12 protein-coding genes are annotated in these 11,641 nt (G+C 69.0%); 9 read left to right on the top strand and 3 right to left on the bottom strand.

Annotated elements, in window-relative coordinates; translation table 11 throughout:
- Nucleotides 1–44: 44 nt before the first annotated feature.
- From ACYVNR_RS15230 to ACYVNR_RS15220, 3 genes are all read right to left on the bottom strand, one after another.
- Nucleotides 45–593, bottom strand: coding sequence for a flavoprotein (locus ACYVNR_RS15230; RefSeq protein ID WP_461049063.1), 549 nt, complete (start codon nucleotides 591–593; stop codon nucleotides 45–47).
- Complete coding sequence (locus tag ACYVNR_RS15225; protein ID WP_461049061.1) at nucleotides 590–1,783, bottom strand: helix-turn-helix domain-containing protein; 1,194 nt, start codon at nucleotides 1,781–1,783, stop codon at nucleotides 590–592. Before ACYVNR_RS15225 ends, ACYVNR_RS15230 begins: the two co-directional genes overlap by 4 nt.
- A 140-nt stretch (nucleotides 1,784–1,923) precedes the next feature.
- Nucleotides 1,924–2,253, bottom strand: coding sequence for a GntR family transcriptional regulator (locus ACYVNR_RS15220; RefSeq protein ID WP_461049059.1), 330 nt, complete (start codon nucleotides 2,251–2,253; stop codon nucleotides 1,924–1,926).
- Nucleotides 2,254–2,633: 380 nt separating this feature from the next.
- On the opposite strand from ACYVNR_RS15220, the gene ACYVNR_RS15215 reads away from it, so the two are divergent.
- The 9 genes from ACYVNR_RS15215 to ACYVNR_RS15175 all read left to right on the top strand — a co-directional run bounded on the left by ACYVNR_RS15215 (nucleotide 2,634) and on the right by ACYVNR_RS15175 (nucleotide 11,631).
- Entirely contained in the window at nucleotides 2,634–2,840 is a 207-nt protein-coding gene (locus tag ACYVNR_RS15215) for a hypothetical protein (protein WP_461049057.1), read from the top strand.
- A gap of 77 nt (nucleotides 2,841–2,917) precedes the next feature.
- Complete coding sequence (locus ACYVNR_RS15210; RefSeq protein WP_461049055.1) at nucleotides 2,918–3,706, top strand: hypothetical protein; 789 nt, start codon at nucleotides 2,918–2,920, stop codon at nucleotides 3,704–3,706.
- A 296-nt stretch (nucleotides 3,707–4,002) separates the two neighbouring features.
- Nucleotides 4,003–6,273, top strand: coding sequence for a hypothetical protein (locus ACYVNR_RS15205; RefSeq protein WP_461049053.1), 2,271 nt, complete (start codon nucleotides 4,003–4,005; stop codon nucleotides 6,271–6,273).
- Between the two features lie 202 nt (nucleotides 6,274–6,475).
- The gene (locus ACYVNR_RS15200; RefSeq protein WP_461049051.1) at nucleotides 6,476–7,549 is read left to right on the top strand and encodes a bifunctional DNA primase/polymerase; all 1,074 of its coding nucleotides are present in this window, start codon (nucleotides 6,476–6,478) and stop codon (nucleotides 7,547–7,549) included.
- The gene (locus tag ACYVNR_RS15195; RefSeq protein ID WP_461049049.1) at nucleotides 7,546–9,147 is read left to right on the top strand and encodes a YfjI family protein; all 1,602 of its coding nucleotides are present in this window, start codon (nucleotides 7,546–7,548) and stop codon (nucleotides 9,145–9,147) included. The genes ACYVNR_RS15200 and ACYVNR_RS15195 overlap by 4 nt, the downstream gene beginning before the upstream one ends.
- Nucleotides 9,148–9,352: 205 nt before the next feature.
- Nucleotides 9,353–9,532 carry a helix-turn-helix domain-containing protein gene (locus ACYVNR_RS15190; protein WP_461049047.1) on the top strand — a complete coding sequence of 60 codons (180 nt, stop codon included), beginning with the start codon at nucleotides 9,353–9,355 and terminating at the stop codon, nucleotides 9,530–9,532.
- Nucleotides 9,529–10,743, top strand: coding sequence for a tyrosine-type recombinase/integrase (locus tag ACYVNR_RS15185; protein WP_461049045.1), 1,215 nt, complete (start codon nucleotides 9,529–9,531; stop codon nucleotides 10,741–10,743). Before ACYVNR_RS15190 ends, ACYVNR_RS15185 begins: the two co-directional genes overlap by 4 nt.
- Nucleotides 10,744–10,847: 104 nt before the next feature.
- Nucleotides 10,848–11,144, top strand: a complete 297-nt coding sequence (locus ACYVNR_RS15180) for a hypothetical protein (RefSeq protein ID WP_461049043.1) — start codon at nucleotides 10,848–10,850, stop codon at nucleotides 11,142–11,144.
- 10 nt (nucleotides 11,145–11,154) lie between these two features.
- Entirely contained in the window at nucleotides 11,155–11,631 is a 477-nt protein-coding gene (locus ACYVNR_RS15175; RefSeq protein WP_461049041.1) for a hypothetical protein, read from the top strand.
- Nucleotides 11,632–11,641 lie beyond the last annotated feature (10 nt).

The raw sequence follows: 11,641 nt of genomic DNA, 5'->3' as shown, positions 1-11,641 counted from the left end.
ATTCGACGTTCTCGCCGTCCGCGTCAAGCGCGCCTAACGGACGTCTACCCCTGGTCCAGCACCGCATCCAAGCAGTCCAGGACCCACGCCCACTTGAATCTGCCCGCGACTTCCCCGCCGGTCCCGGACGCGACTGGCTCGACAGAACCCACGATTCCGTCGTGGGGATCAACGATCGTCACTCCGGCGTATCTAAGAACGGCTAGGGAAGCTAACCACGCGGGATGGCCCGTCAGGTCGGACTTCGCGAATGGAACAGCCACAGTCGGTACCCGGGCTCCCAGCCCGGCGCAGAGGGTCACGAGCGAGAGGGTGTTTGCCCTGCCGTTAGCCCAGCCCGTAAGGGTGTTGAACGTTGCGGGAACGACGGCGATGGCCGATGGTGACGGAGCGCGCTTAGCCTCGCCAGGCGCACGCTGTCCATCGAGAACGGTTATCCCCTCTAACGATTTCGGGTCGAGCCACGCTCGCGACGCGTCTGTCGGTACGAGCACGGGCGACCAGCCCCGGTCTGTTGCCGCGTGCACGCCTTCGACGGCGCGACTCGCCAACGGCGCGCCGCAGGTGACTATGTAGAGGGTTCGCTCAGTCACGCCAGGACTCCACTTCGCGCGGCAAGTTTGTTGAGGGCGGGGGCCGGTCGACGGGATCTCTTGAGCAACCCCCGAATGAGTTCCCTTGCCACGCAATCGAATCGCACAACCTCGGGTGCCACCCGCTCTGCTTGGAGGAGGTGCATGGTCGCCTCCAGGTCATGGCGTGCCTGGGACTGCGCCCATGCAAGGTTGAGGTGAAGCCGAGAGCGGCGGCCGTTGAGACCGCCGGGCAGAGCGTCAGGATCGATGAGGGTTGCCGCCTCCAGGACACCGCGATGGTTCCCCAGCTCGGCACTGACTGATGCCCGATGGATGAGCGTGTTTGTTGGGCCGAAAGCAGTCCACGCGTGGTTAGCATCCTGAGCCAGTACCCCCGAGAGCCCATCTGCCTGGTCCAGCCGTTGCATGGCCGTTGCTCGGTCAGCACGACGGGCTGCGATCACGGAGCCGATGAGCCAATGCGCACCAGCCAGGGACACGATATCTGGCCGATCCGAGGTTGCGCGCCCCATCAGGGACTCGGCCGTGCTGACGGCGATGCGCTCGGCGTTGTCGTTTTGTTGGCCCTTGAGAAGCGCAGTCACGACTTGGTATGCCGCCATTGCCTTTGCGGAGGTCGAGTCGGCTGCCATCGCAGCGCGGGCAGCCCGGTCTGCGGACAGCCAGGCGAGGTGCGACTCCCCCACCTTCGTCAGGAGTTTCGCCGTGACCGTGTAGACCATGCAGCGCGCGAGGTGAATCTCCCGCGAATCATCGCCGCTGAAGGCATCAAGTGCATCAGCGGCACCCAGGACATCCGGAAGCATCGCTGATGCACTCGCGTAGTTGGCGGCCTGGTACTCGCGATTGACGAGCACGGCCGCGGTGCGAAGTTGTGGCAGTGGCCAGAGGTCCACATCCGCTCCCAGCAGATGCGCATACCCCGCGAGCTGCGATCGGATGGCGTCCAAGGCACGAACCTGAGGGGCCACATCGGGGCCAAGCTTCCAGTCCTTGCCGATCAACTCGTTGACCTCGACGCGCAGCACCGAGGCCAGGTCAGTCAGCGTCGAGAGTCGATCGACTCCGCGCAATCCGCGCTCGACCTGGGAAAGCCAGGTTCGCGACATCCCTACGAGCCCGGCCAACGCCTCCTGCGACATGCCACGTCGTTTTCTGTGGGCGGCAATCCGTTCACCAACATGCATGTGGCGTGCCCTTCCTTGTCTGCTCGGGGCCTTCTCACTGTCGCGTCACTTTCGGCCCGGAATGTGCACTTTTGTGCGCATCTCATGGGCTGCACAACACGGCACCGGATTCGGGTGAGGGTCATCGCATGCAGACCCGATCACCCCTCTTCCGCCGCATCCTCCAGCGCTTCGACCCTGCGCCGGAGGTCGTCTACCTGCTCTTGCAGGCTCGCCGTCGACGGGCTGGAAGCGCTCGGCGCCTCGCGAACCACCGTGCCGATACCGGGCCGGCCCTGGACTATGCCATCCCGCTTCAAGACGTCCATCGCCTTTGCCGCCGTGGCCGTGGCAACTCCATATTCATCCGCCAGGGTGCGGACGCTCGGCAAGCGAGCTCCCACGGCATAGGTCCCATCCGTCACGGCAGCGCGCAGCCGGGCGGCCAGTTGGAGGTAACTGGGCCGCGGGTCGTCCATGTCCAGTTCCATGCCGCCAACCCTAACGACCTAGCACACGCAGCACATCACTTGCGTGGCTGCCGGTCCTATGTTCTAGTCGTTCTAGCACACCTAGTACACCTCGGAGGTTGACAGTGATTTGCGAACCCCGGCCCTCTGACTTGGCCAGCATCGCCGCCGAATGGCGCGTGATCGAGGCCGAACTGGCCGTAGTCGATGCGGAGTGCCGCCTAGCCGCATCGCCTGATCCGTTGGCCGTGCGTCGGCATCGCCGCGCAGTTGCTCGTCTGGCCCGGGTGACCCGTGCCAACTCTGCGGCTGCTACTCGTATCGCGATCGTGGCCCTTCCCGGTACGGCTGCCCCAAGCTCCAACCCGACCCAGTCCGTTTCTGCCTGAGGGGAATTCATCATGCTTACCGCACCTCTGTTCGTTGTTGTGCTCTTGCTAACCGCCGTCTGCATCGGGGGCAAGTTGGCCGAGGTCGGCAGCGTGTTCTTGGGCGTGCTGCTGGGCCTGACTCTCGCCTCGACCTCGCTCGGGGCGCCGATCCTGCAGGCGCTGACGGCAGCGTCTTCGGGCCTTGTCGACGCCCTCAGCTCGCTGGCCGGCAAGTAATGCCGGCCCCTTTGCAATCGCCACGTCGGCGACTGCCCACCCGGTTGCCGCTTGCGCTGCTGTCCCTCCCGGCCGGCGTGGCCATCTGGTCCGGGTGGGTCGCCCTTGGCACGTTGTGCGGGTTCGGCAAGGTCCAGCCGCTGCCGGGCCTGTGGGACTCCCTGGTGATCGACACACGCGTCACGCTTCCCATCGGCATGGAGACCTACGCCGCGTTCGCGCTGCGGGTTTGGCTGACCAGCGCTCCCGGCACCGCACGGCAGTTTGCCAAGCTCTCGGCGCTGGCCGCGCTCACGATCGGGGCGGCCGGGCAGGTCGCCTACCACCTGATGAGCGCGGCCGGGATCACCGCCGCACCGTGGCCGGTCGTCGCGATGGTCGCCACGCTGCCCGTGGTTGTCCTGGGCATGGGCGCCGCCCTGGCTCACCTGCACGGCACTGAGACAACCGACGCCAACGAGGCCGCCCCCGCCCCCGCGCTCGGTCGGCCTGCCAAAACCGCCAGAACTGCCAAAACGCCGAATGTACAGGTCAGCGGCCCCGAGGTTCGGCCCGAGGCACCTGCCAAAACCCCTACTGGCCCTGCCAAAACGCGCCTCGAGGCGGCTCGCAGGGCTCCGGCGACCACGGCGACCGTCTCGCAGCTCGCGGCGTCTGTACGGGCGTTGGCCGAGGCCAACCCGACTTGGACTCAAGCCCGGATCGCCGCCGAGGCCGGGTGCTCGGTGCGCACCGTGCGCCGGCACCTAACCAACCCCACCCAGCCGGACACCGAGCCCGCACAGCCCGACACACGTCCGGTGCTCGAGTCCGTCCCGGCCGCTGCTGACCAGGACGCCAGCAACGACACCGAGGACGCGGCATGAGCACCTGCCCAGTCACCGCGACGGCCCGGCACTGCCTGTCCGTCCGAGGGACGGCGCGCGATACGGCCCTGACGCCCACGAGCCTGGCCGCGTGTATCGAGCCGGCCGTGTCCCGACTCGGTGAACGCGTCCACGAGCGGCGAGGACGCGTCCGCCAGCACGGAGGGCTGGTAGATCACCCGCACGCCATGGGGGGGTGCCAGTACCGGCACCCCGCCTTCACACCGCTCGACCTGGAAGCCGAGCACCGACCGCACCAGCAACAACGGCACGACCGAGACCACGGAGGTTCGCTGATGAGCTCGTACACGGGCGCTAACACGACTGCGGAGGCCGCGGCGGTCGTTGACCTGGCTGCCGAGCGTGCGGCCCGAATGGGCCACGCGCAGCCCAAAGCCCTGGCCGAACACGACGGGCCGCACGACCCGGACGACGACGAAGACGAGAACGGACGCCGGGTGGTCGATGCTGTCGTGGATGGTGTCGTGGTCGAGCACCACGGGCAGGCCGTGACGCACGATGCCAAGCTTGGCGCGCAGCGGGGCGCCCGGGGCGCGGCGCCGCTGCGGGCGCTGCCATCGCGCCCGGTGGTCCCGCCGTGGATGCGCGACCGGGAGTCGGCTCGCGCGGCGACGGTCTGGGCAAGCAAGTACGCCGCGCACTCGGTCGGGTTCCACACGGTCCGGCTGCCCATTTACTGGGCGCGTCTGGCGGGCCGGTCCCCGGTCGGGGTCTACCGCATCGCCCGCGCGACCGGGCGATGGGTGTTCGACGCGGACGGCGCGCAGGTACGTAAGGCAATGTCGACGGCCGCTGGCGGCGCCGGGTACGGGACGGAGGATGCCGCGGCGTGGGCGCGGCTCGAGGAACAACGCCGCAAGGTCACCCGCACCCGCGCCTGGCTCGTGGCCGCCGCACTGGCCGCCCTGGGCGTCACGGCATGGGTGGTGTTGGCCTTGGTGCCAGGGTGGGCGGCCGTGCTCGTGGTGTCCGCTGCCCTGGCGCTGCTCGGGGTGGCCGGGCGCGACGCGGCCGCCCGCGTGGTGTCCCGGTACACCGACGCGGCCGAGATGCCCCGGCTGTCCTCTGACCTGCTGCTGACCGCGCTCGGGGCGCTCGGGGTCGCCGAGCTGAACCGTGGCCTCAGGCCAGGCGCGGACGGCGTCCGGTTCCCGTCCCCGATCGCGCGCGACGGCGTCGGGTGGCGCGCCGAGGTTGATCTGCCGGCCGGGGTCACCTCGGGCATGATCGTGGACCGCCGTGACCGGCTGGCCGCTGGCCTGCGCCGTCCGTTGTCCGCCGTGTGGCCCGAAGGGGACAGCGACGTGCACGAGGGCCGCCTCATCGTGTGGGTCGGGGACAAGCCGATGAGCAAGGCCAAGCCGCTGCCGTGGCCGCTGGCGGACAAGGGCACCGTTGATCTGTTCGCTCCGTTCCCGTTCGGCGCGGACCCGCGCGGCCGCGCGGTGCCGATCACGCTCATGTTCGCCTCGATGGTCATCGGCGGACAGCCCCGCATGGGCAAGTCGTTCCTGGCGCGGCTGCTGCTGCTAGCGGCCGCGCTCGATGTCCGGTGCGCCCTGTACCTGTTCGACCTCAAGGGCTCGCCCGACCTGCTGCCGCTGGGGCAGGTGGCCCACGCCTTCCGCTCCGGGGATGAGCCCGAGGACATGGACTATCTGCTCGGCGCCGCGCGCGAGCTCCATCAGGATCTGACCCGCCGCAACAAGACTCTGAGGTCCCTGCCGCGTGACATCTGCCCCGAGGGCAAGATCACCCCGGAACTGGCCTCCCGCAAGGACCTCGGGCTGCACCCGGTCGTGATGTTCATCGACGAGTGCCAGATCGCGTTCGAGCACCCGACCCACGGCAAGGAGCTCGAAGCCGTCATCACTGACCTGACCAAGCGGGGCCCCTCGGTCGGCATCATCGTCATCTGCGCCACCCAGCGCCCCGACGCCAAGTCGCTGCCCTCGGGCATCCGCTCTAACGCCGTCCTGCGGCTGTGCCTGCGGGTGCAGGGCCAGATGGAAAATGACATGGTGCTTGGGACCAGCGCCTACAAGAGCGGGCACCGCGCGACGATGTTCGCCCGCAGCGAGCGGGGCGTGGCGTACCTCTCCGGTGAGGCAGATGACCCGCAGATCGTGCGCGCGGCTTACATCGACGCCGTGCAGGCCGAGAAGATCGCCGCCCGAGCCCGGGCCGCCCGGGTCGCGGCCGGACGCCTCACCGGCTACGCCGCCGACCAGGACCTCACCCCGGACGACGACACCGCATCGATCATCGACCACCTGCTCGCCGTCTGGCCCGCGACCGAGGACCGCGCCTGGTGCGACACCCTCGCCGCCCGACTGGCCGAGGCGTTCCCGTCCGCGTACGCCGGGTGGACCGCCGAGAACGTCACCACCGCCGTCAAGCCCCACGGGCTGCGCACCCGGCAGATCAAGCTCGACGGCCAGAACCGGCGCGGACTGCGCCGCGACGACCTCGCCCTCACCGGCGCCGACCAGGGAAGCGACGTCGCGGACGACGGCAGCGACGAACCGGAGGTTTTCGACAGGTAGCACCTCCGCAGGAAGGTAGCGGGGCCGCTACCGCCGCAAACCCCCGCTGACCAGCGGCGATACCTCGGTAGCGGCCCGACACCGACCTGCTCAAACACCCCCGAAACCCACACCCGCACCGCTCGGGCGCTGCTACCCGCTACCGACGCGCCCCTACCCACCCATGCCTGAACAGGCCACGAACCAGTGAAGGAGGACCCTCATGCAGCCATCACCCGACCCCCACGGCACGGGCCCTGCGACCACCACCCAAGGCGCGCCAGCAGCGCAGTCCGGCGCAGCGTCCCTGCCCGAGGTCCGCGCCACCGCGCTATGGCTCGCAGCACACGACGTGCCCGTCTTCCCGCTCACCGTCGCAGGCAAGACCCCCGCGACAGCGGCCGGGTTCAAGGACGCAACCACCGATCCCGACGTCATCGCCCGGTGGTGGACCCGGCGCCCGTACAACGTCGGACTCTCGACCGGCCCGGCCCGGCTCGTCGTCCTGGATCTGGACACCCGCAACCACGGCCAGCACGACCCAGGCCTGTCCGATCCGGGCCAGCACGACCAAGGCGGCGCCGTCCCAGCTGCGCGCGCCAGCGACCTGCCGGGCGCCTGGGCGACCGAGCCTGGCGTGATGGACGGCGCCGACGTGCTCGCCGTCTTGGCCGCCCGCGCCGGGCAGCCTGTGCCCCTCGAGACGCGCACCGTTAGGACGCCCTCGGGCGGGATGCACCTGTACTTCCTGGCGCCGCACCCGCTGCCCTCGACGTGCGGGCGGCTCGGGCCGATGATCGACACCCGCGCGATGGGTGGATACGTCGTCGCCCCACCATCGCGGACGACCGCCGGTGGATACCAGACGATCAACCCCGCCCCTCCCGCGCCGCTGCCCGGATGGCTGCTCGACGCACTGACCCCGGCCGCACCCGTTGGCGCGAGCCGTCCGGGCCCGGCCATGCGGCGCACCGCCGCAGCTCGAGGCCCGGTCACCGACCCGTACGTGTTCGCCGCGTTCGAGAACGAGGTCGACGCCGTGCTCGCGGCCCGACCCGGAACCCGGAACGACGCTTTGAACCGGGCCGCCTACGCGCTCGGGCAGTTCATCGCCGCCGGGCGGCTCAACGAGTCGATGGCCATCGACGCGCTGACCATTGCCGCCGAGCACATCGGCCTCTCCCCGGCCGAGACCGCCCGCACCATCGCCTCTGGCCTGGCCGCCGCCGCGCACAGGCCCCGCCACCAGACCGACCGCGACAGCACCCGTGGCCCCGACGCCGGGAGGCGAGCATGACCGACCACCAGCACCGCAACACGACCAGCTCGGGCGGCGCGACGACGGCCGACTCAGCGACGGTGATGCCGCTGGATGCCCGCAGGGTGCTCCGCGACGTCGGGGCTGGGCAGAGCGCCGCACAGGCCGCCAGAGACGCCGCGATGGCCGCGCCGTGGGACGCTCCCGTGCCGCTGACGCCGGTCCGGGTCCGGCCCCCGTTCCCGGTCGAGACGCTGCCGACGTGGCTGCGCGCCATGGTCGATGAGGTCACCGAGGCCTTGCAGGTCCCCACCGACCTGCCCGCGACTCTGGCCCTGGCGTGCCTGGCAGTCGCGGCCGGGGGGCGCGTCGACGTCGCGCCGGTGCCCGGCTGGGTCGAGCCGACGAACCTCTACACCGTCGTGGCGCTCGTGCCCGGCTCGCGCAAGTCGCCTGCGTTCTCCGCGATGACCCGGCCCCTGTACGCGGCCGAGACCGCGCTATGCGAGGCCACCGAGCCCGCCCGGATCGAGGCGACCCTGATGGCCCGGCGCGCCCGCGCCCACGCCGAGCGGACCGCAACGGCCGCCGAGAACACCGACACCGACGAGGCCATGGCCGAAGCCATCGCCGCCGCCCGCGCCGCGCACGAGCACGACGAACCACCAGAGCCACGACTGCTCGCCGACGACCTCACCCCTGAGACCGCCGCCACCCTGCTGGCCCGGCACGACGGGCGCCTCGCGCTCATGTCCGCCGAAGGCGGCTCGTTCTCCACCATCGCCGGGACCAGGTACAGCGCCGCCGCGAACCTCGAACCCCTGCTCAAGGCCCACGCCGGGGACATGATCCGCATCGACCGCAAGGGCAGGCCCTCGGAGCGGATCGAACGGCCCGCCCTGACCATCGCCATCACCACCCAGCCCGGGCACCTGGCCAGCATCGCCAACACCCCCGACGCGCGCGAGCGTGGCCTACTCGCCCGGTTCCTCTACAGCCTGCCGACCAACACTGTCGGCAACCGGCAGATCCACCCGGCGCCCGTCACCGACACCACCCGCCAGGCCTATGAGACCTGCCTGTCCCGCCTCGTGCTCGACCTCGCCCTCACCCCCGAGCGAGTCCAGCTCGATATCGACAGCCAGGCACGGACAGTTCTGGCCGACCTCGAGACTTGGCTAGAGCCGCGCCTGCACCCCGAGACCGGCGAACTCGCTGCCGTTACCGACTGGGCCTCCAAGATGGCCGGAACCGCAGTCCGCATCGCGGGGCTCCTGCACCTGGCACACCACGGCACCAGCGGCCGACACGTGCTCATCACCGGCGACACCATGACCGCCGCCGTCACCATCGCGCGCTACTACCTGGCCCACACCCTCGCCGTGTTCGACACCCTCACGGCCGATCCCGACCTGGACGCGGCCCGCCGGGTCCTCGACTGGATCGCGCGCGCTCGGCCCGACACGTTCACACGCCGGGAGCTGCACCGAGGCATCAAGTCGCAACGCTTCCCCAAGCCCGAATCGGTCGACCCCGCCATCCGGCTGCTGCTGGACCACGGCCTCATCCGGGACGTCCCCGAGCCCAAGAAGGGAGGCCGCCCCAGCCCCACCTACCAGACCCACCCGGACCTTTGACCTGCCCTCACCCGCATGCCACAGAGGTATTGGCAGGCCTGTCAAGGGTTTTGGCAGACAGCCCGTGCCAAAACTCATCCCCTGCGACCGGCGGAACAGATCTTTTGGCAGTTTGGGCAGTTTTGACGCACCACCGCTCAGCGCGCCACCACACCACCGGCCCGATTCGCGAGAACCAATCCCTGAGGTACCACGAGGAGAACGCGTGAACAACCCACTCATGTACCGAGTTCCCGAGGCCGCCAGCGCCCTCAGGATTAGCCGGAGTCGGCTCTACGAACTCATTCGCTCCGGCCAAATCCGCTCCGTCACGGTCGGTCGGACGCGGCTCATCTCCCATGCCGCACTGACCGACTACATCTACCGCCTCGAGGAGGCCGCGTGAGCGACGACCACAGGAAACGAGCACGGGGAGATCACTCGCTCACGTGGTACGAGAGCAGACAGCGCTGGCGCGCACAGGCCAGCGCGGGCTACGACGCCCGTGGCAAGCGCATCTACGTCACTCGATGGGGCAAGTCACAATCGGCAGCCATGGCGGCGCTGCGCGCCGCGCTGCGCGACCGCGAGAAGGGCATCACGCCAAAGGCCGAGCGGTACACCGTTGGTGAGGCCGTACGCGACTGGCTCGAGTACGGCCTCACCGGCCGCGATCCCAACACCATCAAGAGCTTTGCCTCTGTCGCGGACAGTCACGTCATTCCGAGCCTCGGCGGCGCCAGGGTGAAGGACCTCACTGTGCGCGATGTGGAGAAGTGGCTCCACGAGATGTCAGACAAGGTGGGCAAGGCGACTCTGAAGAAGGCGCGAGCCGTACTCAGTCGCTCACTCCGACGGGCCGTGGCTCACGAACTTGCCATTCGAAATGTCGCTGAGCACGTCGACTTACCGGAAGGCCGGCCGGGCAGGCCATCCAAGAGTTTCACAGCTGCTCAGGCCGACCTGATCCTCAAAGGGACGGAGTCCCACCGGATGCATGCCTACATCTTGGTGTCGATGCTCACCGGGGCGCGGACGGAGGAGATGCGCGAGCTCACTTGGGATGACGTGGTCCTCAAGAGCAGCGGCGATGTCCCGCCTCACATGATGGTCTGGCGCTCAGTTCGCCGGAATGGTGACACCAAGACGCGCAAGTCGCGCCGAACCATCGCCCTGCCGCAACTCTGCGTCGAGGCGCTCATCAAGCACCGCCGCGCACAAGCCGGGGCGCGGCAGGCGGCAGGCGAGCGGTGGAAGCCTGGTCCCGGCTACGTCTTCACCGACACCATCGGCGGCCAACTCGACGTCAATAACGTCCGGCGTGATTTCCGGGCGGCGCTCAAGGGCGTCCCCGGTATCGATGAAACCCAGTGGACACCGCGCGAGCTGCGCCACTCGTTCGTCTCGCTGCTCTCCGACGCAGGGATGCGCATCGAGGACATCTCCCGCCTCGTCGGCCACTCGGGGACGAGCGTCACCGAACTCGTCTACCGCCATCAGATCCGGCCGGTAGTCGAGACCGGCGCGGAGGTCATGGACGCCATCTTCGGCCAGACATCGAGGCCCGCTGGGCTCGACCCGCGAGGAATCGGTATGGGCGAGGTAAACGGGAAGTAAAGAGTGGCGTATCGCTTTGCACTTCTCTGCACGATCCGCCACACTCAAAACGTCACGCACGCATGTACGCGCGACTTTTACACGCATTCAGGGAGGAAAACTCAATGCAGACAATGACTTTCATCGCGGCCAACGCGGCGGCACTGCCCGCGGCCGGCGAGGCTCCGAGCTTCTTCAAGCTCGACGCGATCAGCGCCTTCGCGGCAGCAGTATTCGGGATCATCTGCATCTTCGTTGCCGTATTTATGGCGTGGCGGGCGAAGAAGGCGAAGATCAGCGAGAACGGCACGATCCTCGGCAACCTCGGGCTCGCCGCGGTCGCGTTCGTCATCGGCGCGGGCTCGCTCGCACTGCCGTTCGCCAAGAGCATCGTCGGCTTCTTCACCAACACGTCGCTCTGAGGTCAACGCCATGCGACTCATAGAGACCGACGACGCTGCCGCCCGGCAGTCCTACGTCTACCTCGGGCCGTCCGACACGCCATTCCCCGTGTCAGCGCGCCTGTCGTCCCAGGTCGCAGGGCTCGCGGTGTCGATCTTCCTGAGCTTCGTGGTTTACGTGGCGACGCCGTTCATCGACTTCGTCGGCCTCCCCGGCATCGGTGCCTGGGCTGCACACGCGGCCATCGCGACGGTAGCCGGGGTGGCCGGCGCAATCATCATCACCCGCAAGCTCGCCAAGCACGTCACGCCCTACATGCCGTGGTCTCACCACTTCGCCACGATGCAGGCCGAGATTGCGGTCCCGCGACCGAACACGGAGACCGTCGAGGCCGTGCTCGCAGTCCCCCCACACCTATGGATCGAGGGCCGGCCCGAGAGCCGACAAGTCAGAGTCGCAGCTGTCCCCCACTTCGTCGACGACGTCGACGAGAACCCCACTCACTGAGGCAAGGGAC

Source organism: Terrabacter koreensis (assembly GCF_054783315.1).
Note: the sequence above shows the minus strand (reverse complement) of the source record. Positions and strands in the feature narration are given on the sequence as shown.